Below are 20,664 nucleotides of genomic sequence, written 5' to 3'. Positions count from 1 at the left end.
CGCGGAGAAGGGGGGAGGGGCGGGGGGAGGGGGGCGGTAGGGGGGGAAGGGGGACGCACTGGGGGGGAAGGGAGGGGGGGGGGGGGGGGGGCCCCTCCCCCCCCCCCCCCCCCCCCCGGCTCTCGTCGTCGGTACGTCCTCGTACGTCCTCGGCGGGGCCTGCGGCTCAGAACCCGCCGGTCTGCTCGTCCCGGCGGCGCTGCCAGCGCTGCTCCACCCGGTCCATCATCCCGGCCTTGCGACGCGGGGCCGCGGCCTGCCGGGGGCCGGCGCCCTGGCCCGCGGGCGCCCGGCGCCAGCCGGTCACCGCGAACACCGCGCACCCGAGCATCACCAGGAAACCGACGACGCTGACCCAGATCTGGTCCGGAACGACCATGCCGCCCATCAGCAGGCCGATCCCCACCACGAAGCCCGCGACGGCCAGGTAGACCCGCCGACGGGTAAAGGTGCGCAGCCCGGTTCCCTCAAGCGCTGACGCGAATTTGGGATCTTCGGCATACAGCGCTCGCTCCATCTGGTCGAGCAGTCGCTGCTCGTGCTCCGAGAGCGGCACGGAGTCCTCCTACTCGTCGGTCGCGGGTGCGACCGGTCCGCCTCCCCGGTCGGGGAGGCCAGTCCAATCAGCCTTGGGCACACGGTCGGACGCCCGTGCGGGGGACCCGGCCCGTGTCGTCCATATGCCCCACGCATCCGGCTGTCATGCTTACCGGCTTTACCCAGATCATACGGTCCGTGGGCCCGTTACGGAGTGGTCTGCGCCGCGTGGGACGGGCCACTTCGACCGGGCAGGGCCGCACCCGGGTCAACGCCGGACGGCTCGGACAAGTGCCCGACCCGATGGAATCGGCCCGGACCTGGGGAGGGTCCGGAGCACACCCGGGCGAGGGGCGGGCGGCCGGGGGCTCCGGGCGGGGTCAGGCCAGGGTGGCCAGCAGGTGCAGCTGGGTGGCCACGGCGTGGAAGGCGGGCTGCGCGGCGGCGGCCTCCTCCAGCTTGAGCAGCGCCTCCACGGCGCCCGGCTCGGTGTCCACCAGCACCCCGGGCACCAGGTCGGCGAAGACCCGGACGCCGTGCACCGACTCCACCCGCAGGCCCGCGCCCTCGGCCAGTCGGCCCAGCTCCTCACCGGTGAAGCGGCGCGGCATCGGGTCCTGCTCGCCCCAGCGCCCGTCCTCGGCGGAGAGCACCGTACGGGCCTCGTTGAAGTGGCCGGCCAGCGCCCGGGCCAGCACGGCGCCGTTGCGGTTGGCGGCCAGCAGGCTGACCAGGCCGCCCTTGCGCAGGGTGGCGGCCAGGCTGCCGAGCGACTCCGCCGGGTCGTCCACGACCTCCAGCACGCCGTGGCAGAGCACCGCGTCCACGCTGCCGGGGGCGACCAGCTCGGGCAGCGTCTGGGTGTCGCCCTGGACGGCCCGGACCAGGTCCGTCACCCCGGCCTCGGCGGCCCGGCGCTCCAGCGCGAACAGCGCGTCCGGACTCGGGTCGACCACGGTGACCCGGTGGCCGAGCCTGGCCACCGGCACTGCGAAGTTGCCGGTGCCGCCGCCGGTGTCGACCACGTCGAGCACCGGCTGGTCCAGCTCGGCCGACCGCTTCTCCAGGGCCGCCCGCACCACCTCCCAGACCACGGCGGTACGCAGGGCACTGCGGGGACGCGTCGGGTACACGGTCGGGCTCCTTGGCACGTGCAGATCGATCAGGATGCCTCCACCTTAAGCCTGCCGCCCGGCCGCTCCGCCCTCGCCGGGCAGCTCGTCCCCGTCGAGCGGCAGCCGGGCCGCGGGCGGGGCCGGGCGCAGGCCGAGCAGCCGCTCGACCAGGCGCAGGAACAGCGCGGAGTTGCGGATCAGGTCGTCGGCGTCGCGGGCCGAGGCGGCGCCCCGGATGCCGGCCTCGGCGGCGGCCCGGCGGCGGGCGCCGGCACCGTAGTAGAGCGCCCACTCGGCCAGTTCGGGGGCGACCTCGGGCAGCACCTCCCAGGCGCTGCGGATGGCTTTTCGCCGACGCGGGTTCTTCTCCGGCCGGCCGCGGACGGCCAGCACGGCCGCCACCGTGCGCAGCGCGGCCAGGTGCGCGGTGGCGTAGCGCTCCAGCGGGTCCTCCAGCGCACGGGCGCGGGCCAGCGTGCGGTGGGCGTCGGCGAGCAGGTCGAGGGCGGCCGGCGGCGCGGCGGCCCGGCGCAGTACGGGGTGGACGTCCCGGGCGGCGGCGCCCGGGGTGTGCGGGGTGTCCGGGGTGAGTGGCAGGGCGGCGGAGTGGAGGCGGGCGGTGACGGGCTCAGGATGGCTGATGGTCATGGTCTCCCCCGTTCCGAGGCAGCGCGCGGACCGGGTGGTCCGTGCTCCTCCATCGTGACCGGTACCACTGACAACCGGCCCCGGGAACGGACGCGGCGGCGGCGGGCGCGGTCCCCCCGGTCCGCACCCGCCGCCGTCCGCCGTCGCTCCGCCCACCCCCCACCGGGCGGCGGTGCGAGCTCCCCCGTTCCCCCCGTTCCCCCCGTTCCCCCGTTCGGTCACCGGTCTCCCCCCGGCCCGCTCCGCCGCCCCGTGCCGGCGGTGCGGGGCCCGTGACCGGCACCCGACGCGGACCCGGCACCGCCCCCCGGGGCCCTCCCGGCCAGGGGGGCAGACGGATCCGCCGCCCGGGCGGCCGGCGCCCGACGCGCCGCCCTCCCGGGTGCCACCACTCTCCCGTCCCAGCAGGTCGGAGGCCATCCGCTGACGTACTCAACCGCGGAACTGAGTACCTGTACTCAGTTGCATGCCGCGCCCCCGGAGCGGAACCGCGGCGGCGGCCCGGGGCGTCCCGGCTCCGGGTACGGTACGGCGGGGCCGGGGCGGCCCGAACGGGGGTCGCGAGGCCCGCGAGAACGAGGAGGGGGACGCGATGACGGTCCTGCCGCTGATCTTCACCAGCGGTCTGGCGAGCGGCATCAACGCGTACGCGGTGGTGCTGCTGCTCGGCCTGCTGGGCCGGTTCGCCGGCGCGGAGTCGGTGCCGCACGCGCTGGAGCGCACCGACGTGCTGGTCGCGGCGGCCGTGCTGTTCCTGCTGGAGGCGGTGGCCGACAAGATCCCGTACGTGGACACCGTCTGGGACGCCGTGCACACCGTGATCCGGCCGATCGCCGGCGCCGTCGTCGGCGTGCTGATCGCGAGCGCCGACCCGGGCTCGCTCAGCGAGGTCGCGGCCGGGGCGATGGGCGGCACCACCGCGCTGGTCACCCACCTGGTGAAGGCCTCGCTGCGGATGGCCGTGAACACCACGCCGGAACCGTTCAGCAACATCGCGGTCAGCCTGACCGAGGACCTCTCGGTGGCCGGGCTGGTCACCCTGGCGATCTTCCACCCGTGGGCGGCCGCCTCGATCGCCGCCGTCCTGCTGCTGGTCGGTCTGCTGCTGGTCTGGCTGGCGGTCAGCCGGATCCGCGCCTTCCGGGCCCGCCGCCGCGAGCGCAGGGCCGTCAAGGCCGCCGAGGCCGCGGCCGGAGCGTACGCGGGTCGGGCCTAGGGCCCGGCTTCAAACTCCCGTCGTTCGCCCGGAGGGCGGGCGGGGCGGCGTTGGGGTGCGTGCATCGCAAGGCGGAGGAGGGAGTCCATGCGGTGGGGGCACCTCCCGGCCGAAGGCTGGGGGCCATCGGCGACCGACGACAACGCGGCGAGGTGCGTGCACCGGCGTCGCCCCGCAGACGGGAGTTTGAAGCCGGGCCCTAGGATCGGGTGCCATGGCACGGATCGTCATCATCGGCGCAGGAATGAGCGGGCTCGCGGCGGCCTCCAGGCTGGCGACCATCGGTCACCGGGTGACGGTCTGCGAGGCGAGCGGCGGCTACGGCGGCATGGTCGGCCGGTACGAGCGCGACGGCTTCGCCTTCGACACCGGGCCCGGCCTGCTGCCGCTGCCCGCCGTCTACCGCGACCTCGCGCTCAAGACCGGCAAGGAGCCGCTGGAGCAGCTGGTCGAGCTGGCGCCGGTGGAGCCGGAGAGCCGGCACCTGTTCCCCGACGGCACCGCCGTCACCCTGCCCAACGCCTCCCGCGGCGGCGTCGGCCAGGCCCTCGACACCGCCTTCGGCGCGGGCTCCGGCGCCCGCTGGAGCACGGTGATGAACCACGGCCGGACGGTCTGGGAGGCGACCCGCCGCCCGCTGCTGGAGGAGCCGCTCCCGGCCGACCACGCCTTCCTGGGCACCGACCCGTACCCCGTCCCGGCGCCCACCGGCCTGGCCCGGCTGCGCCGCCCCCGGCCGTGGACCCTCCGGGACGTGGCCGCCCGCGAGCTCGGCGGCCACCCCGGGCTGACCGCCCTGCTCGCCGAGGCCGCCGTCCGGTACGGCTTCGCCCCCGGCGAGGCCCCGGCCGGGGCCACCGTGCTGCCGTACATGGAGCAGTCCTTCGGCGTCTGGTACGTCCGGGGCGGCCTGCGGGCCCTGGCCGACGCCGTGTTCCGGCGCTGCGAGCTGCGCAAGGTCGACTTCCGCTTCGACTCCCCGGTCACCCGGGTGCTCGTGGAGGACGGCCGGGCGTGCGGGGTGGAGACGGCGGACGGACGGATCGACGCCGACCTGGTGGTCTCCGCGATGGACGCGGGCGCGCTGCACCGCCACGGCCTCGCCGAGTGGCCCGGCCGACCGGCCGGGCAGTGGGAGCCGCGCGGGGTACCCGGCCGGTTCGGCGTGCTGCTGGCCCTGCGCGGGGCGCGCCCGGAGGGCACCGCGCACCGGACGGTGGTGCACGCGGCCGACCCGGCGGCGGAGGAGGCCGCGCTGACCGGCGCCGGCCCGCTGTGCGACCGCCCCACCGTGCAGGTGCTGCGCCCGGACGACCCGGCGCTGCGGCCGGACGACGCCCACGAGTCCGTGGTGCTGACCGCGACGGTCCCGGCCCTGGACGGGTTCGACTGGACCGCCCCCGGGGCCGCCGACCGCTACGCCGACCGGCTGCTCGCCCACGTCGACGCGGCCGGCCTGGGCCTGCGCGAACGGGTCCTGTGGCGGGTGGTGCGCACGCCCGAGGACACCCGTCGGGAGACCGGCGCCCTGGCCGGCGCCGTCGCCCGGCCCGCGCTGGCCGGCGCCGCGGGCCGGTGGCTGCGCACCGCCAACGAGTCGCCCGTCCCCGGTCTGCTGCTGGTCGGCGGCAACGCCCACCCGGGCGGCGGGCTGTCCCGGGCCGGCATGTCGGCCTGCATCGCCGCCGGGCTGATCGGCCCGGCGTGACGCCGGCCCGGGCCGATCAGCCCTGGTGCCAGGTGTTCTGCTGCTGGTAGCCGTAGTTCTGGTCGTAGGCCGGCTGCTGCGGGACGCCCTGGCCGTGCTGCTCGGGCTGGGGCTGCCACTGCTGCTGCTCGTGCGGCTGGTGCTCGTGCGGCTGGTGCTCGTGCGGCTGGTGCTGCTGGGCGTTCGGGTCCCAGGCCTGCTGGTGCTGCTGGTAGCCCGCGTACGGGTCCTGGGCCTGCTGGTAGCCGCCGTACGGGTCCTGCTGCTGTTGCGGGTAGCCGCCGTAGGACTGCTGGTCGTAGGCGTAGGCGGGCTGCTGCTGGGGCTGCCACTGCTGCTGCTCGTAGCCGGACTGGTAGGCCGGGGCGTACGGGTCCTGCGGCTGCTGCTGGGCCTGCGGCTGCTCGTAGTACGAGGGGGCGTAGACGCCGTCCTGGGCCAGTTCCCGCAGCTCGAAGGCGGCGGTCCGCTCGACCTCCGGGGCGTCCTCGGCGAGCGGTTCGGGGGCCGGGGCGGTGTTCGGGGCGGTGTCCGGGGCCGGGGTCTCCTCGACCGCGCTGACCTCGCCGACCCGCTTCTCCTCGGCCGCCGCGGCCGCGACCGCCGCGCCGCCGGTCAGGGCGCCCAGCAGGGGCACCTTGGCGAGCGGGCCGGGCAGGCTGCCGTCGGCCTTCCGCAGCGACCAGCCGGCCTGGTACCCCTTCTTGACCGAGAGGGTGACGAAGGTCTGGCCGACCGCGAACAGGCCCGCTCCGGCACCGATCACCAGGACCGAGCCGAGGCCCATGCCGACGGCCACCCCGAGGAAGCCGACCAGGGCGAGCGCCCGCCAGTGCACCGGGGCCCGGTTCTGCAGCAGCACCTCGGCGACCAGCCAGAGCGCCACCACCGCCAACGCGACGTACAGCAGCAGGTATCCGATGCCCATCCGCGCGCTACCTCCAGTCGCGTGCCCGCGCCGGCCGCGCGTGTGCGGCGACTGTACCGGTTCAACGGCCGGGGTACCGCATCGCGTTCCCGCCCTCGGCGGCACCGGCCGGACACGACCGGGCCCGCCACCGGACGGCGGTGACGGGCCCGTGAACAGCGGTGATCAGCGCTGGTGCAGCCCCAGGTTCTGGTAGATCTCCAGCGTCGCCGTGGAGTGGTTGAGCGTGATGAAGTGCAGGCCGGGCGCGCCCTCGGCGAGCAGCCGCTCGGCCATCGTGGTGGCGTGCTCGATGCCGATCGCGCGCAGCGCCGCCGGGTCGTCGATGACGGCCCGCAGCCGGGCCTCCAGCTCCGCCGGGAAGGCCGAGCCGCTGAGCTGCGGGAAGCGCTCCAGCTGCTTGGCGTTGGTCACCGGCATGATCTCCGGGATGATCGGCGTCGCGCAGCCCGCGGCGGTGACCCGGTCGCGGTAGCGCAGGTAGTCGTCGACCTCGAAGAACATCTGGGTGATCGCGTAGTCGGCGCCGGAGCGGACCTTGGCGACGAAGTGCCGGATGTCCTCGTCCCAGTCGGCCGAGCGCGGGTGCATGTTCGGCGAGGCCGCGACGCCGACGCAGAAGTCGCCGATGCCCTTGATCAGCTCCACCAGCTCATAGGCGTAGGTGACGCCGTCCGGGTGACGGACCCACTCGCCCATCGGGTCGCCGGGCGGGTCGCCCCGGACCGCGAGGACGTTCCGCACTCCCTGGTCGGCGTACTGGCCGATGATGTTGCGCAGTTCGGCGACCGAGTGGTCCACCGCGGTCAGGTGGGCGACCGGGGTGAGCGTGGTCTCGGTGGCGATCCGGCCGACCATGTTGACGGTGCGCTCGCGCGAGGAGCCGCCGGCGCCGTACGTCATGCAGACGAAGTTCGGGTCCAGCGGTTCGAGTCGACGGATGGCGTCCCAGAGCTTCTGCTCGCCGACCTCCGTGCGCGGCGGCATGAACTCGAAGGAGAAGGAGCGCTTTCCGGCCGCCAGGAGCTCGCGGACCGTCTGTGCGCGGTCCGGTCTCGTGGAAGCGATGCCGAGTGCCATGCTGGCAGGTTATCCGGCGCCCGAAGGGGCCGGACAACTCGATCCCACGATTCGGGACAAGTAGTGGACGTGCCTCCGCTTCCGCACCGGCCGCCCCGCGCGCCCCCGGCGGCCCTGCTCGCACATCCGTTCCCGGCCGCCCCGCTACGCTTGCTGCACCCCAGCGAACCAGCGGAGCATCATCGTGACCTCGTCCAGCACCCGGCCGGCCAACCCCATGGACGTGGAGGACGTCCGCACCCGCGTCAACGCGGCCCTCGCCGCGTTCATGGCCGGCCAGTCGGCGCTGCTCGGCACGATCTCGCCGCAGCTGGCGCCCGCCGCCGACGCCCTGCGCGACTTCCTGCTCGACGGCGGCAAGCGGCTGCGCCCGGGCTTCTGCTACTGGGGCTGGCGCGCCGCGGGCGGCCCCGCCGACGGCGAGGGGATCGCCAACGCGGCCGCCGCGCTGGAGCTGCTCCAGGCCAGCGCCCTGGTGCACGACGACCTGATGGACCGCAGCGACACCCGGCGCGGCCTGCCCTCGGTGCACCGCCGCTTCGAGGCGCTGCACCGGGACAGCGGCTGGCGCGGCGACCGCGAGCAGTACGGCGCCTCGGCCGCGGTGCTGCTCGGCGACCTGCTGCTGATCTGGTGCGACGAGCTGTTCCTGCGCTCCGGCCTGGACCCGGCCGCCGTGCTGGCCGCCAAGCCGCGGTTCGACCTGATGCGCACCGAGGTCATGCTCGGCCAGTACCTGGACGTGCTGGAGCCGGTGGCCGGCGACTCGGCCGACCAGGGCGCGCCGGAGCGGGCCCGGACCGTACTGCACTACAAGTCGGCGAAGTACACCATCGAGCGGCCGCTCCAGGTCGGCGCCCTGCTGGCCGGGGCCGGGCCGGAGCTGGTCGAGGCGCTCGGCGCGTTCGGGCTGCCGCTGGGCGAGGCCTTCCAGCTGCGGGACGACCTGCTCGGCGTCTTCGGCGACCCGGCCGTCACCGGCAAGCCCGCCGGGGACGACCTGCGCGAGGGCAAGCGCACCCTGCTGGTCGCGCACGCGATGCGGGGCCTGCCGCAGGCCGACGCCCGGCACCTGGACGCCCGGCTCGGCGCACCGGACCTGGCCGCCGAGGAGGTGGCCGGGCTGCGCGAGCTGATCGCCCGCAGCGGGGCGCCGGAGCTGGTGGAGGCCCGGATCGACGAGCTGATGCGGGAGTCGCTGGCCGCGCTGGCGGCGGCGCCGCTCGCCGACGAGCGGGCCCGCACGGTGCTGCTGGCGCTGGCCGAGGCCGCCACCGTCCGCAAGTACTGAGAGACGACGGCGGCGACGGCCCCGGAGGCCGTCAGGCCGCCGCGCGCACCCGGCGGGCGAGCTCGGCGGCGGCGGCCCGCGGGTCCTCGGCCGCCGTGACGGCCCGGACCACGACGATCCGGCGGGCGCCGGCGGCCAGCACCTCGTCCAGGTTGCCGAGGTCGATCCCGCCGATCGCGAACCACGGCCGGTCGGTGGCCTGCCGCGCCGCGTACGAGACCAGGCCGAGGCCCGGCGCGTGGCGGCCCGGCTTGGTCGGGGTCGGCCAGACCGGGCCGGTGCAGAAGTAGTCCACGCCGGGCTCGGCGACCGCCGCGTCCACCTCGGACTCGGCGTGGCAGGAGCGGCCGATCAGCACGTCCTCGCCGAGGATCGCCCGGGCGGCCGGCACCGGCAGGTCGTCCTGGCCGAGGTGCAGCACGTCCGGTCGGGCCGCGTGGGCGACGTCGGCGCGGTCGTTGACGGCCAGCAGCTTGCCGTGCCGGCGGCAGGCGTCGGCGAAGACCTCCAGCGCCGCCAGCTCCTGCTTGGCCTCCAGGCCCTTGTCGCGGAGCTGGACGATGTCCACCCCGCCGGCCAGCGCCGCGTCCAGGAACTCGGCCAGGTCGCCCTGCTCGCGACGGGCGTCGGTGCACAGGTAGAGCCGGGCGTCGGCCAGGCGGGCGCGCAGCGTGTCCGCCGCCATCAGATCAGCATCGCCTGGGCGCGGCGCTTGACCTCGGTGCCGCGGTTCTCCCGGAGCGCCTGGATCGGGCTGCCGGGCAGCGACGGGTCCTCGGTGAAGAGCCACTCCAGGATCTCCACGTCGTTGTACCCGCAGTCCCGCAGCACGGTCAGGGTGCCGGACAGGTGCTTGACCAGCCCCTGGCCGTCGATGAACGCCGCCGGGACCTGCAGCGACTTGTTCGGGCCGCGCCGGACGGCGATCAGGCCGCCGTTCTTGACCAGGTCACGCACTTCGGTGACCCGGACCCCCCACTGCTCCGAGATGTCGGGCAGGTACATCCAGTCGGTGACCAGGGCTTCAATCTTGCTTTCGATCTCACTCACGCCACCAGACTGCCACCTCCGCGGCCCGCCGCGCACCACTCACTACCCCGCGACGGCTCCCTTGAGCGCCACCGTGGGGTCCGCGGCGAGCGCCCGGTCGAGCACCGCACCGCGTTCGATCAGCTTCCGGCCCTGGGTGAGGTCGCGCGGCCGGTCCACCGCCAGCAGCGCGCTCGGCACCCCGTCGCGCAGCCAGAGCACCGACCAGGCGGCCTCCTGCGGGCTGCCGCGCCACAGCAGTTCGTCGCCCTCGGCGTGCCGGCCGGCGTACTGGACCATCCGCCCGAACTGCTCGGACCAGAAGTACGGCACCGGGTCGTACGGCGCGTCCGCCCCGAGCACCGCGGCGGCCGCGGCGGAGCCGGACTGCAGCGCGTGGTCCCAGTGCTGGACGGCCAGCCGGGCGCCCGAGCGGGCCGACGGATAGCTGACGCAGTCCCCGGCCGCGAACACCCCGGGCAGGCCGGTGCGCAGCCGCCCGTCCACCACGACCGCTCCGGAGGCGTCCAGCTCGACGCCCGAGCCGGCCAGCCAGCCGGTCGCGGGCCGGGCGCCGATGCCGACCACCACCTCGTCGGCCGGCAGGCGGGAGCCGTCGGCCAGCAGCACCGCCCCCGGCTCGACGGCGGCCACCCCGACCCCGCAGCGCAGGTCGACCCCGGCCTCGGCGTACCAGGCGGCCATCGCCGAGCCGACCGCGGTCGGCAGCGCGCCCGGCACCGGCGCCGGACCGGCCTCGACCACGGTGACCTCGCAGCCGGCCTGCCGCGCGGCGGTGGACACCTCGGCGCCGATCCAGCCCGCGCCGACCAGCACCAGCCGCAGCCCGGGGCGCAGCAGCGCGCGCAGCGCCAGGGCGTCGTCCAGGGTGTGCAGCAGGTGGGCGCGCTCGGCCCCGGGCAGGGCGCGCGGGGTGGCGCCGGTGGCGATCACCAGCGCGTCGTACGGGAGGTCGCCGCCGTCGGTGCGCAGCACGCCCGGGGCGAGCCCGGTGGCCCGGCGGCCGGTGAGCAGTTCGATGCCGAGCGGCCCGTAGTCGATGTCCAGGGTGGTGGCGTCGGTCTTGCCGAGCAGCACGTCCTTGGAGAGCGGCGGCCGGTCGTACGGCGCGTGCCGCTCCTCGCCGACCAGGACGATCCGCCCCGGCCAGCCGCCCTGCCGCAGCCGCAGGGCGCACTGCGCCCCGGCCAGCCCGGCTCCGACGACGACAACCACCCGGTCCGTTCCGCTCAGCTCTGCCACGCCCGTCACTGTACCCAGCACCGCTGAACCGGCTCTGAGCCGCTCACCACCGGACCGCTCGCCCGCCCGACGGCCCGGGCCGCCGCCCCCGTCTCACCCCTCACACGGCCCTTCGGCCGGGCCGACCCCCGGCGTTAAGGTGGACGCACCACACGGGAGCCCGGCGGACCGGGCTGAGAGGCGGGCTGGCACGGCCTGCGACCGTCCGAACCTGATCCGGGTCATACCGGCGAAGGGAGAAGAGCAGCTTTGTCACGCATGCCATCGGGCAGCCGCGCCGACGTGCTGGTGATCGGCGGGGGCGTCATCGGCCTCGCCGTCGCCTGGCGCGCCGCGCAACGCGGGCTGCGGAACGTGATCGTGGTCGATCCCGGCCACGGCCGGGGGGCGGCCGGGGTCGCCGCCGGGATGCTCGCCCCGGTCACCGAGCTGCAGTACGGCGAGGAGCCGCTGCTGCACCTCGGGATGGCCTCCAACCAGCGGTACGAGACCTTCGCCGCCGAGCTCACCGAAGCCAGTGGCGGCCTGGACACCGGCTACCGCCGCTGCGGCACCATCGCCGTCGCCCTGGACTCCGACGACCGCGCGGAGCTGCGCGAACTGCACGCCTTCCACCAGCGGCTGGGCCTGGACTCCAGCTGGCTGACCGGCCGGGAGGCCCGTCGGCTGGAGCCGATGCTCGCCCCCGGCGTGCGCGGCGGCCTGCACGTCGCGGACGACCACCAGGTGGATCCGCGCCGGCTGCTGACCGCCCTGGTCGCCGCCTGCGAGCGGGCCGGCGTCCGGCTGCACCGGGCCGAGGCCGTCGGGCTGCTGGTGGACGGCGGCCGTGCGGTCGGCGCCCGGCTGGACGACGGGGAGTCCCTGACCGCCGAGCAGGTGGTCCTCGCCGCCGGCCCGCACAGCCACCGGCTGCCCGGGCTGCCCGCGGGGGTGCTGCCCGCGGTGCGGCCGGTGAAGGGGCAGATCGTCCGGCTGCACATCCCGCAGGCCTACCGGCCGTTCCTGTCCCGCAACGTCCGCGCGGTGGTGCGCGGGCAGCACCTGTACCTCGTCCCCCGGGAGAACGGCGAGCTGGTGATCGGCGCGACCACCGAGGAGCAGGGCTACGACACCACCGTCACCGCCGGCGGGGTGTACGAACTCCTGCGCGACGCGCACGAGTTGGTACCGGGGATCACCGAACTCCCGCTGCGCGAGACCTCCGCCGGGCTGCGCCCCGGCTCGCCGGACAACGCCCCGCTGCTGGGCCCGACCGCCCTGCCCGGACTGGTCGCCGCCACCGGCCACTACCGCAACGGCGTGCTGCTCACCCCGGTCACCGCCGACCTGCTCGCCGACTACCTGGCGACCGGCGAAGTCCCCGACCTGGCACGGCCGTTCACGCCGACCCGGTTCTCCCCCGAAACCCCCGTCGCGAAGGCCTGCGCATGACCGAGACCGCCCCAAACAAGAACGCCCCGAACGAGATCGCCCTGACCGTCAACGGCGAGCCCCGCCGGCTGCCCGCCGCCACCACCCTCGCCGAACTGGTGGCCACCGTCAGCGCCGCCAACTCCGGCGTCGCGGCCGCCCTCAACGAGGCCGTGGTGCCGCGCAGTTCATGGCCCGGGACGACGCTGGACAGCGGCGACCGGATCGAGATCCTGACCGCCGTCCAGGGAGGCTGAACCATGGCCGACGACCTGCTGACCATCGCCGGGACGACCTTCTCCTCCCGGCTCATCATGGGCACCGGCGGCGCGCCGAGCCTGGAGGTCCTGGAGCGCGCCCTGCTCGTCTCCGGCACCGAGCTGACCACCGTGGCCATGCGCCGGGTGGACGCGAACACCCAGGGCTCCGTCCTGGACGTGCTGACCCGCAACGGCATCCGGGTGCTGCCCAACACCGCCGGCTGCTTCACCGCCGGCGAGGCGGTGCTGACCGCCCGACTGGCCCGCGAGGCGCTCGGCATCGACTGGGTGAAGCTGGAGGTGATCGCCGACGAGCGCACCCTGCTGCCGGACCCGATCGAGACCCTGGAGGCCGCCGAGACGCTGGTCGACGACGGCTTCACGGTGCTCCCGTACACCAACGACGACCCGGTGCTGGCCCGGAAGTTGGAGGACGTCGGCTGTGCGGCGATCATGCCGCTGGGCTCGCCGATCGGCTCCGGGCTGGGCATCCGCAACCCGCACAACTTCCAGCTGATCGTGGAGAGCGCGGGCGTCCCGGTGATCCTGGACGCGGGCGCCGGCACCGCCTCCGACGTCGCGCTGGCGATGGAGCTGGGCTGCGCCGCGGTGATGCTCGCCTCCGCGGTGACCCGGGCCCAGGACCCGGTACTGATGGCCGAGGCGATGCGGCACGCCGCCGAGGCGGGCCGGCTCGCACACCGGGCCGGGCGCATCCCGCGCCGCTTCCACGCCGAGGCCTCCTCGGCGATGGCCGGCCGCGCCGACCTGGACACCCGCGAGCGGCCGGCGTTCTGAACCCGTAGCGGATGTCACAAGCCGGTCCCGGAGGCGGTGTCCGCCGGGACCGGCCCGCGCCCGCCCCACTAGACTCCCCCGGGTGGACATGGCACTGCACGACCCCCTGATCGGTACCGTGCTCGACAACCGGTACCGGGTCGAGCAGCGCATCGCGACCGGCGGGATGTCCACCGTGTACCGGGGCACCGACACCCGGCTGGACCGGGTGGTCGCCCTCAAGGTGATGCACCCCCAGCTCGCCGGGGACGAGGGTTTCACCGCCCGCTTCATCCGCGAGGCCAAGGCGGTCGCCAAGCTCACCCACCCCAACGTGGTCAACGTCTTCGACCAGGGCGCGGACGGCGGAAACGTTTTCCTCGCCATGGAGTACGTGCCCGGCCGCACCCTGCGCGACCTGCTGCGCGACCGAGGCGCACTGTCCGTCCGGGCCGCCCTGGACGTGCTGGAGCCGGTGCTCGCCGCCCTCGGCGCCGCCCACCGGGCCGGGCTGGTCCACCGGGACGTCAAGCCGGAGAACGTGCTGATCACCGAGAGCGGCCTGGTCAAGGTCGCCGACTTCGGCCTGGTCCGGGTGCTCGGCAGCGCCGACGGCGCGCCCACCTCGACCAGCACCGCCACCGGCGGCACCGTCATGGGCACCGTCTCCTACCTGGCCCCCGAGCAGATCCTCCCGGACGCCCCCACCGACCAGCGGGTCGACGTCTACGCGGCCGGCATCCTGCTGTACGAGATGCTCACCGGCCGCCGCCCGCACACCGGCGACAACCCCGTCCAGGTCATGTACAAGCACCTGCACGAGGACGTCCCCGCTCCCTCGCTGACCGCCCCCGCCGTCGCCCCGGCGCTGGACGCCATAGTGGCCGGCGCCTGCGCCCGGGCCGCCGACGCCCGCCCGTACGACGCGGTGGAGCTGCTCGCCGCCCTCCAGCGGGTCCGCCGCACGCTCACCCCGGAGGAGCTGGACGCCGAGCCGCCGGCCTCCACCCGGCCCAGCCCGCGCTACCCGACCAGCGAGCCGACCTCGGTGATCCAGCCGCTCCCCGGGCCCGCCGACGCCCCGCCGGCGGAACGCACCAGCGTGCTGGACGTGCCGGCCGAGCTGCTGGACCAGCTGCTGGTCGAGCCCCGCCCGTACGACGAGCCGACCCCGGTCCGGACCCGCCGACCCGGCCGGGCCCGCCGCCTCCCGCGCAAGGCGCTGCTCTGGGCGGCCGCACTGACCGCCCTGGTGCTGGCCGTCGGCGGGGTCACCTACGGGATCTCCGAGGGGCTGTACGGCTCGGTGCCGAGCGTGCTCGGCAAGGACCGGTCGCAGGCGCAGCGGATCCTGGACGGCGAGGGCATGCACGGCCGCTTCGTCGAGGTGTTCAGCGAGTCCGTCCCGGCCGGGCAGGTGATCTCCACCGACCCCGGGGTGGGCGCGCGCACCCGCAAGAGCGACCCGGTGACGGTCACCCTCTCCAAGGGCCCCAAGCGGATCGCCGTGCCGGACGTCACCGGCAAGAGCGCGGACGACGCGGCCGCCACCCTGGCCGGCGCCCAGCTGACCAGGGGCGGGGTGACCCAGACCTACAACGACACCGTGCCGGAGGGCTCGGTGATCAGCAGCACGCCGGCGGCCGGGCAGCAGCTGCCGGAGAACTCCGCGGTCTCGCTGGTGGTCAGCAAGGGCATGGTGCCGGTGCCGGACGTCGGCGGGATGAGCCGGGACGACGCCCAGCGGGCGCTGCAGGCGGCGGGCTTCACCATGAAGGCCGGCACGGACTGGACGCTCGGCATGGGCAAGGTCGGCAGCCAGTCCCCGGCGGCCGGCGAGCGGCGCCCGCAGAAGACCGTGGTGACGGTCAACTTCTCGCTGTTCTGACGGGGTTCACCGCCCGGCCCGCACGGGGTCCACCGCTCAGCGGAGCGGCCCGTCGCCCGGCTCCTCCTGGTAGGAGTAGCGCTGCTCGCGCCACGGGTCGGCCTGGTTGTGGTAGCCGCGCTCCTCCCAGAAGCCGCGCCGGTCGGCCCGCATGTACTCCACCGCGCGCACCCACTTGGGGCCCTTCCAGGCGTACAGCCGCGGCACCACCAGGCGCACCGGGAAGCCGTGTTCGGCGGTCAGCGCCTCGCCGTTGCGGTGGGTGGCGAGCACGGTGTGCGGGTCGGCGAAGTCGGCCAGCCGCAGGTTGGCGCTGTAGCCGTACTCGGCCCAGACCATCACGTGGGTGACGCCGGGCGCGGGGGGCACCAGGTCGAGCAGGAGGGCCGCGGGCACGCCCGTCCACTCGTTGCCGAGCATCGAGAACTTGGTGACGCAGTGCAGGTCGGCGACCACGGTGGTGCGCGGCAGCGCGGTGAAGGCCGCGAAGTCCCAGCTGTGCTTCTCCGCCGAGGCGGTGGCCCCGAACACCTGGAGGTCCCAGGTCAGCGGCTTGAAGCGGGGCACCGGTCCGTAGTGCAGGGCCGGCCAGCCGCGCTGCGCGCGCTGCCCCGGGGGGAGGGTCGGGTCAGACGGCGGAAGCGGTTCTCGTTCGGACTGACCCATGGCTCCATGGTGACAGACGGCGGACGGGCCCCGGCGCGCGCCCCTTGGCCCGGGTGCACGCCCCCGCCCGTACGGGCCAATGGTCGATCGTGCGCCCCCCACTTATCTCCCAAATCGGATATTCCGACACATGTCCTAGTGAGTGTGAACTTACTGGAATTTCCTCCCGATACGGTGCCAGGATGCGCAGCGCAGGACTCACCGCAGGACGTAGCGCAGGGAGGCAGCACCATGCAGGGCGACCCGGAGGTCATCGAGTTCCTCAACGAGCAACTCACGGCCGAGCTCACCGCGATCAACCAGTACTTCCTGCACGCCAAGATGCAGGAGAACTTCGGCTGGACGAAACTCGCCAAGTACACCCGGCACGAGTCGTTCGACGAGATGAAGCACGCCGAGACGCTCACCGACCGGATCCTGTTCCTGGAGGGGCTTCCCAACTACCAGCGGCTGTTCCACGTCCGGATCGGCCAGACGGTCAAGGAGATGTTCGAGGCGGACCGCCAGATCGAGGTCGAGGCGATCGACCGGCTCAAGCGCGGGATCGTCGTGATGCGGGCCAAGAACGACGTCACCTCGGCGAACATCTTCGAGGACATCCTGGCCGACGAGGAGCACCACATCGACTACCTGGACACCCAGCTGGAACTCCTGGAGAAGCTCGGTGAGGCGCTCTACCTCGCCCAGCTGATCGAGCAGCCGGAGTCCTGAGCCCGACGCCCCGGCAGCCCGAACCCCTGCCTCAGGCGACCCGCAGCGGGAGCACCGGGGCGACCGGGGCGATCGGGGTCGGCTTCGCGGCGGCCGGCGCGGGCGCGTCCTGGGCCTCCGGGTCGGCGAGGCCGAGCCTCGCGGCCAGCCGGGCGGTCGGGCAGGGCCGGGCGCCGTGCTCGCCGAGCAGGGCCTGGATCCGGCGCACGCAGGACCCGCAGTCCGTACCGGCCTTGCAGCCCTTGGCTATCTGGCGCGGGGTGTTGGCACCGCCGTCGATCGCCTTCTTCACCTGGTCCTCGGTGACCGCATGGCACATGCACACGTACATCGCGGTCTCTCCCGGGGTGAAGCGCCGTGGGGCACGGAGTGGATCTTGACTAAGGCTTGCCTTAGTTCACTAAGCCTCACCTTACCCGGCGATCCGGGTGCGAAAAAGCCCCTCCGGGCTCGGGAATCCCGAATCCGGAGGGGCCTTCGTCACATTCGCCCTGCTCAGGACCTACTGGCCGCGGTACATCTCCGCCACCAGGAACGCCAGGTCCAGCGACTGGCTGCGGTTGAGCCGCGGGTCGCAGGCCGTCTCGTACCGCTGGTGCAGGTCGTCCACCAGCACCTCGTCGCCGCCGCCCACGCACTCGGTGACGTCGTCGCCGGTCAGCTCCACGTGGATGCCGCCCGGGTGGGTGCCCAGCGCGCGGTGCACCTCGAAGAAGCCCTTGACCTCGTCCAGGACGTCGTCGAAGCGGCGGGTCTTGTGGCCGCTGGAGGCCTCGAAGGTGTTGCCGTGCATCGGGTCGCAGATCCACACCGGCTTGGCGCCGGAGGCGGTGACCTTCTCCACCAGGGTGGGCAGGTGGTCGCGGATCTTGCCCGCGCCCATCCGGGTGATGAAGGTCAGCCGGCCGGGCTCGCGCTCCGGGTCCAGCTTCTCGATCAGGGCGAGCGCCTCGTCCACCGAGGTGGTCGGGCCGAGCTTGACCCCGATCGGGTTGCGGATCTTGGAGGCGAACTCGATGTGCGCGTGGTCCAGCTGGCGGGTGCGCTCGCCGACCCACACCATGTGGCCGGAGACGTCGTACAGCTCACCGGTACGCGAGTCCACGCGGGTCAGCGCGGTCTCGTAGTCGAGGACCAGCGCCTCGTGCGAGGAGAAGAACTCGACGGTCTTGAACTCCTCCGGGGCCACCCCGCAGGCGTTCATGAACGCCAGGGCGTTGTCGATCTCCCGGGCGAGCTGCTCGTAGCGCTGGCCGGCAGGCGAGTTGCGCACGAAGTCCTGGTTCCAGGCGTGCACCTGGCGCAGGTCGGCGTAACCACCGGTGGTGAAGGCGCGCACCAGGTTCAGCGTCGCGGCGGACGCGTTGTACATCCGCTTGAGCCGCTCCGGGTCCGGGATCCGGGACTCGGGGGTGAACTCGAAGCCGTTCACCGAGTCGCCGCGGTAGACCGGCAGGGTCACGCCGTCCCGGGTCTCGGTCGACTTCGAGCGCGGCTTGGAGTACTGGCCGGCGATGCGGCCGACCTTCACGACCGGCACCGAGGCCGCGTACGTCAGCACGGCGGCCATCTGGAGCAGCGTCTTCAGCTTGTTGCGGATGTGCTCCGCCGACACGCCGTCGAAGGCCTCGGCGCAGTCGCCACCCTGGAGGAGGAAGGCCTCCCCCCGTGCCACGGCGCCGAGCCGGGCGCGCAGCTGGTCGCACTCGCCGGCGAAGACGAGCGGCGGATAGGAGGCGAGCTCAGCAAGGGTCTTGCGCAGAGCCTCTTGGTCCGGCCATTCAGGCTGCTGCGCCGCGGGCAGGGACTGCCAGGAGTGGCCAGTCCTCGTTGTCTCAGTCGTTGCGGTCACACGGCAAGGCTACGGGGTGCCGCGAGCGTTCCGTGACCATTGCCCGATGGGTGAGACGCGTCCCGGACATCTCGGGTGAGCGGGCTCACCCGCACGGCCCCGTCCGCTACGCTCGACCCCATGCACGCGCCCCACAACCACTCCTGGTGGTGGGCCTCCCCCCTGGGTGGCCCACCGATCGCGCGTTCCTAGACGAACACGACGGCCGCCCCTCGGGGCGGCCGTCGTGCGTTCGGAGCAGACGGCCCTCCGGGAGCGGAACCCGCACCGCCCTCGCCATCCACCCCGGAAGGAAGCCGTACTCGTGACCACCCCCGCCGAGCTGCTCGCCCGCCTCACCGCCCCCGGCGCCCCCGCCTTCGCCCTGCTGCACCGCCGCACCCCCCGGCACGCCCCGGACACCGTCGAGGTGCTGCTGGGCACCGTCGACAGCTACCCGACCCTGGCCGACCTGCCGGTCCGGGCCGGCATCCCCGCCGCCGGACCGGTCCACGACCTGCTCGCGCTGGTCCCGTACCGGCAGATCCGCGAGCGCGGCTTCGAGGCCCACGACGACGGCACCCCGCTGCAGGCCCTCGCCGTGACCGAGCAGCACGCCCTGCCGCTGGCCGCCTTCACCGCGGCCCTGCCGCAGGAGCCGGTCCGGCTGTCCGGCGGCGCCTTCGACGTGGACGACGAGGCGTACGCGGCGATCGTCCGCCGGGTGATCGACGACGAGATCGGCAACGGCGAGGGCGCCAACTTCGTGATCCGGCGCGACTTCCACGCCACCCTGGAGGACTTCGGGCCGGCCCTCGCCCTCACGCTGTTCCGCCGCCTGCTGGAGCAGGAGCGCGGCGCGTACTGGACCTTCCTGGTGCACACCGGGGAACGGCCTGCCGGAGGCGGGCCGAGTCGCATCCTGGTCGGCGCCTCCCCCGAGGTGCACGTCCGGCAGAGCGGCGGCACCGTCGTGATGAACCCGATCTCCGGCACCTACCGCTACCCGGCCGGCGGCTCCGACCTCGACTCGCTGCTGCGGTTCCTCCACGACCCCAAGGAGCTGGAGGAGCTCACCATGGTGGTCGACGAGGAACTCAAGATGATGTGCACGGTCGGCGACCTCGGCGGCCAGGTGCTCGGCCCCCGGCTCAAGGAGATGTCCCACCTCGCCCACACCGAGTACGAGCTGCGCGGCCGCACCTCGCTGGACGTCCGCGAGGTGCTGCGCGAGACGATGTTCGCCGCCACCGTCACCGGCAGCCCGGTGCAGAACGCCACCCGGGTGATCCGCCGCTACGAGCCCACCGGGCGCGGCTACTACTCCGGCGCGCTCGCCCTGATCGGACGCTCCGCCAGCGGCGGGCAGCTGCTCGACTCGCCGATCTGCATCCGCACCGCCGACATCGACCCGGCCACCGGGCGGCTGGTCGTCCGGGTCGGCGCGACCCTGGTACGCCACTCCGTTCCCGAGTCCGAGGTCGCCGAGACCCACGCCAAGGCCGCCGGGGTGCTCACCGCGATCGGCGCCCGGCCCGCCCCCGCCCGGCTGCCGCACGCCGGCGGGCCCCGGCTCGCCGACGACCACCGGGTGCAGGCCGCACTGGACTCCCGCCGGGCCGACCTCGCCCCGTTCTGGCTGCGGATGCAGGCGCCGTCCCGGGTCACCGAGGCCCTGCCGACCCTGGTCGTGGACGGCGAGGACACCTTCACCTCGATGCTCTCCCACCTGCTGACCTCGCTCGGCCACCAGGTCACCGTGGTCCGCTTCGACCGACCGGGCCTGCGCGAACTGGTCGCGGCCCACCGCGGCCCCCTGGTGCTCGGCCCCGGCCCGGGCGACCCGGCGCTCGCCGACGACCCCAAGATGGCGGTGCTGCGCCCGGTCGTCGCGGACGCCCTGGCCGCCGTCCGCTCCGGCGCCCGGACGGCCCCGCTGCTCGCGGTCTGCCTCAGCCACCAGCTGCTCGCCGCCGAACTCGGGCTCGCGCTGGGCCGCAAGGCCGTCCCGTACCAGGGCGCCCAGGAGCGCATCGACCTGTTCGGCGACAAGCGGACGGTCGGCTTCTACAACACCTTCACCGCGCGCTGCTCGGAGGCCGACGCGGCCCGGCTCGCCGCCGAGGGCGTCGAGGTCGCCCGGGACGCCGCCACCGGCGACGTCCACGCGCTGCGCGGCCCCGGCTTCGCGGGCCTGCAGTTCCACCCGGAGTCGGTGCTCACCCGGGACGGCGTGGACATCGTCGCCGCCCTGCTGCGCGAGGCGGCGGCCGTCCGGGGCTGAACGGGCCCCGGGCCGGTCC

The 20,664-nt window shown here is 74.6% G+C and carries 20 protein-coding genes and 1 riboswitch; of the genes, 9 read left to right on the top strand and 11 right to left on the bottom strand.

Going from position 1 to position 20,664, the window contains the following annotated elements; all coding sequences use genetic code 11:
* Nucleotides 1-166: 166 nt before the first annotated feature.
* The 3 genes from ACZ4W5_RS32670 to ACZ4W5_RS32660 form a co-directional block, all read right to left on the bottom strand.
* Nucleotides 167-556 (bottom strand): DUF3040 domain-containing protein, encoded by a 390-nt coding sequence (locus ACZ4W5_RS32670; RefSeq protein WP_360227793.1) that lies wholly within the window; start codon nucleotides 554-556, stop codon nucleotides 167-169.
* A gap of 361 nt (nucleotides 557-917) precedes the next feature.
* On the bottom strand, nucleotides 918-1,670 hold the full coding sequence (locus ACZ4W5_RS32665; protein WP_360227796.1) for a methyltransferase domain-containing protein: 753 nt from the start codon (nucleotides 1,668-1,670) through the stop codon (nucleotides 918-920).
* Between the two features lie 45 nt (nucleotides 1,671-1,715).
* Complete coding sequence (locus tag ACZ4W5_RS32660) at nucleotides 1,716-2,300, bottom strand: SAV_6107 family HEPN domain-containing protein (RefSeq protein WP_402487425.1); 585 nt, start codon at nucleotides 2,298-2,300, stop codon at nucleotides 1,716-1,718.
* Between the two features lie 592 nt (nucleotides 2,301-2,892).
* Between ACZ4W5_RS32660 and ACZ4W5_RS32655 the strand changes: the two genes are divergently transcribed.
* Together ACZ4W5_RS32655 and ACZ4W5_RS32650 are read left to right on the top strand one after the other, a co-directional pair.
* Complete coding sequence (locus tag ACZ4W5_RS32655; protein ID WP_360227802.1) at nucleotides 2,893-3,516, top strand: DUF4126 domain-containing protein; 624 nt, start codon at nucleotides 2,893-2,895, stop codon at nucleotides 3,514-3,516.
* A gap of 214 nt (nucleotides 3,517-3,730) precedes the next feature.
* Complete coding sequence (locus ACZ4W5_RS32650) at nucleotides 3,731-5,224, top strand: phytoene desaturase family protein (RefSeq protein ID WP_465658618.1); 1,494 nt, start codon at nucleotides 3,731-3,733, stop codon at nucleotides 5,222-5,224.
* 16 nt (nucleotides 5,225-5,240) lie between these two features.
* On the opposite strand, the gene ACZ4W5_RS32645 is transcribed toward ACZ4W5_RS32650, so the two are convergent.
* Entirely contained in the window at nucleotides 5,241-6,152 is a 912-nt protein-coding gene (locus ACZ4W5_RS32645) for a hypothetical protein (RefSeq protein WP_465658616.1), read from the bottom strand.
* A gap of 165 nt (nucleotides 6,153-6,317) precedes the next feature.
* On the bottom strand, nucleotides 6,318-7,232 hold the full coding sequence (metF, locus tag ACZ4W5_RS32640; RefSeq protein ID WP_360227811.1) for a methylenetetrahydrofolate reductase [NAD(P)H]: 915 nt from the start codon (nucleotides 7,230-7,232) through the stop codon (nucleotides 6,318-6,320).
* 184 nt (nucleotides 7,233-7,416) lie between these two features.
* Between metF and ACZ4W5_RS32635 the strand changes: the two genes are divergently transcribed.
* Complete coding sequence (locus tag ACZ4W5_RS32635; RefSeq protein WP_360227814.1) at nucleotides 7,417-8,523, top strand: polyprenyl synthetase family protein; 1,107 nt, start codon at nucleotides 7,417-7,419, stop codon at nucleotides 8,521-8,523.
* Nucleotides 8,524-8,554: 31 nt separating this feature from the next.
* Here the strand turns inward: ACZ4W5_RS32635 and thiE are convergent, their stop codons facing one another.
* From thiE to ACZ4W5_RS32620, 3 genes are read right to left on the bottom strand one after another with little or no spacing between them, the layout of a single operon-like run.
* Nucleotides 8,555-9,208 carry a thiamine phosphate synthase gene (gene thiE / locus ACZ4W5_RS32630; RefSeq protein WP_360227817.1) on the bottom strand — a complete coding sequence of 218 codons (654 nt, stop codon included), beginning with the start codon at nucleotides 9,206-9,208 and terminating at the stop codon, nucleotides 8,555-8,557.
* Entirely contained in the window at nucleotides 9,208-9,573 is a 366-nt protein-coding gene (locus ACZ4W5_RS32625) for an Rv2175c family DNA-binding protein (protein WP_360227820.1), read from the bottom strand. The genes thiE and ACZ4W5_RS32625 overlap by 1 nt, the downstream gene beginning before the upstream one ends.
* A gap of 42 nt (nucleotides 9,574-9,615) precedes the next feature.
* On the bottom strand, nucleotides 9,616-10,815 hold the full coding sequence (locus tag ACZ4W5_RS32620; RefSeq protein ID WP_465658614.1) for an NAD(P)/FAD-dependent oxidoreductase: 1,200 nt from the start codon (nucleotides 10,813-10,815) through the stop codon (nucleotides 9,616-9,618).
* A 142-nt stretch (nucleotides 10,816-10,957) separates the two neighbouring features.
* A riboswitch (TPP riboswitch) is annotated at nucleotides 10,958-11,070 on the top strand.
* 3 nt (nucleotides 11,071-11,073) lie between these two features.
* Here ACZ4W5_RS32620 and thiO point away from each other — a divergent pair.
* The 4 genes from thiO to pknB all read left to right on the top strand — a co-directional run bounded on the left by thiO (nucleotide 11,074) and on the right by pknB (nucleotide 15,153).
* Nucleotides 11,074-12,249, top strand: a complete 1,176-nt coding sequence (gene thiO, locus ACZ4W5_RS32615) for a glycine oxidase ThiO (protein ID WP_465658613.1) — start codon at nucleotides 11,074-11,076, stop codon at nucleotides 12,247-12,249.
* A complete protein-coding gene (gene thiS / locus ACZ4W5_RS32610; protein WP_465658611.1) occupies nucleotides 12,246-12,485 on the top strand; it encodes a sulfur carrier protein ThiS in 240 nt (79 codons plus the stop codon). The genes thiO and thiS overlap by 4 nt, the downstream gene beginning before the upstream one ends.
* 3 nt (nucleotides 12,486-12,488) lie before the next feature.
* A complete protein-coding gene (locus ACZ4W5_RS32605) occupies nucleotides 12,489-13,286 on the top strand; it encodes a thiazole synthase (RefSeq protein WP_465658610.1) in 798 nt (265 codons plus the stop codon).
* An 88-nt stretch (nucleotides 13,287-13,374) separates the two neighbouring features.
* Nucleotides 13,375-15,153: a Stk1 family PASTA domain-containing Ser/Thr kinase gene (gene pknB / locus ACZ4W5_RS32600; RefSeq protein ID WP_465658621.1), complete on the top strand. Its 1,779-nt coding sequence runs from the start codon at nucleotides 13,375-13,377 to the stop codon at nucleotides 15,151-15,153.
* A 36-nt stretch (nucleotides 15,154-15,189) separates the two neighbouring features.
* Here pknB and ACZ4W5_RS32595 read toward each other — a convergent pair whose 3' ends face one another.
* A complete protein-coding gene (locus tag ACZ4W5_RS32595) occupies nucleotides 15,190-15,819 on the bottom strand; it encodes a molybdopterin-dependent oxidoreductase (RefSeq protein ID WP_465658608.1) in 630 nt (209 codons plus the stop codon).
* A 231-nt stretch (nucleotides 15,820-16,050) separates the two neighbouring features.
* On the opposite strand from ACZ4W5_RS32595, the gene bfr reads away from it, so the two are divergent.
* On the top strand, nucleotides 16,051-16,530 hold the full coding sequence (gene bfr / locus ACZ4W5_RS32590) for a bacterioferritin (RefSeq protein ID WP_188303977.1): 480 nt from the start codon (nucleotides 16,051-16,053) through the stop codon (nucleotides 16,528-16,530).
* Nucleotides 16,531-16,561: 31 nt separating this feature from the next.
* Here bfr and ACZ4W5_RS32585 read toward each other — a convergent pair whose 3' ends face one another.
* Both ACZ4W5_RS32585 and ACZ4W5_RS32580 read right to left on the bottom strand, forming a co-directional pair.
* Nucleotides 16,562-16,861, bottom strand: coding sequence for a (2Fe-2S)-binding protein (locus tag ACZ4W5_RS32585; protein ID WP_465658606.1), 300 nt, complete (start codon nucleotides 16,859-16,861; stop codon nucleotides 16,562-16,564).
* A gap of 171 nt (nucleotides 16,862-17,032) precedes the next feature.
* Nucleotides 17,033-18,382, bottom strand: a complete 1,350-nt coding sequence (locus ACZ4W5_RS32580) for a class II 3-deoxy-7-phosphoheptulonate synthase (RefSeq protein ID WP_402487444.1) — start codon at nucleotides 18,380-18,382, stop codon at nucleotides 17,033-17,035.
* 304 nt (nucleotides 18,383-18,686) lie between these two features.
* Here ACZ4W5_RS32580 and ACZ4W5_RS32575 point away from each other — a divergent pair, with 304 nt between their 5' ends.
* Nucleotides 18,687-20,645: an anthranilate synthase family protein gene (locus ACZ4W5_RS32575; protein WP_465658604.1), complete on the top strand. Its 1,959-nt coding sequence runs from the start codon at nucleotides 18,687-18,689 to the stop codon at nucleotides 20,643-20,645.
* The last annotated feature ends 19 nt before the right edge of the window (nucleotides 20,646-20,664 follow it).

It is taken from the genome of Kitasatospora sp. NPDC029367, from assembly GCF_055569135.1.
Note: the sequence above shows the minus strand (reverse complement) of the source record. Positions and strands in the feature narration are given on the sequence as shown.

Coding starts and splice junctions, on each gene's coding strand:
- ACZ4W5_RS32660 (WP_402487425.1), bottom strand. CDS start 2,300: ATGACCATCAGCCATCCTGAGCCCGTCACCGCCCGCCTCCACTCCGCC.
- ACZ4W5_RS32655 (WP_360227802.1), top strand. CDS start 2,893: ATGACGGTCCTGCCGCTGATCTTCACCAGCGGTCTGGCGAGCGGCATC.
- ACZ4W5_RS32650 (WP_465658618.1), top strand. CDS start 3,731: ATGGCACGGATCGTCATCATCGGCGCAGGAATGAGCGGGCTCGCGGCG.
- ACZ4W5_RS32645 (WP_465658616.1), bottom strand. CDS start 6,152: ATGGGCATCGGATACCTGCTGCTGTACGTCGCGTTGGCGGTGGTGGCG.
- metF (WP_360227811.1), bottom strand. CDS start 7,232: ATGGCACTCGGCATCGCTTCCACGAGACCGGACCGCGCACAGACGGTC.
- thiE (WP_360227817.1), bottom strand. CDS start 9,208: ATGGCGGCGGACACGCTGCGCGCCCGCCTGGCCGACGCCCGGCTCTAC.
- thiO (WP_465658613.1), top strand. CDS start 11,074: ATGCCATCGGGCAGCCGCGCCGACGTGCTGGTGATCGGCGGGGGCGTC.
- thiS (WP_465658611.1), top strand. CDS start 12,246: ATGACCGAGACCGCCCCAAACAAGAACGCCCCGAACGAGATCGCCCTG.
- ACZ4W5_RS32605 (WP_465658610.1), top strand. CDS start 12,489: ATGGCCGACGACCTGCTGACCATCGCCGGGACGACCTTCTCCTCCCGG.
- pknB (WP_465658621.1), top strand. CDS start 13,375: ATGGCACTGCACGACCCCCTGATCGGTACCGTGCTCGACAACCGGTAC.
- ACZ4W5_RS32595 (WP_465658608.1), bottom strand. CDS start 15,819: ATGGGTCAGTCCGAACGAGAACCGCTTCCGCCGTCTGACCCGACCCTC.
- bfr (WP_188303977.1), top strand. CDS start 16,051: ATGCAGGGCGACCCGGAGGTCATCGAGTTCCTCAACGAGCAACTCACG.
- ACZ4W5_RS32585 (WP_465658606.1), bottom strand. CDS start 16,861: ATGTACGTGTGCATGTGCCATGCGGTCACCGAGGACCAGGTGAAGAAG.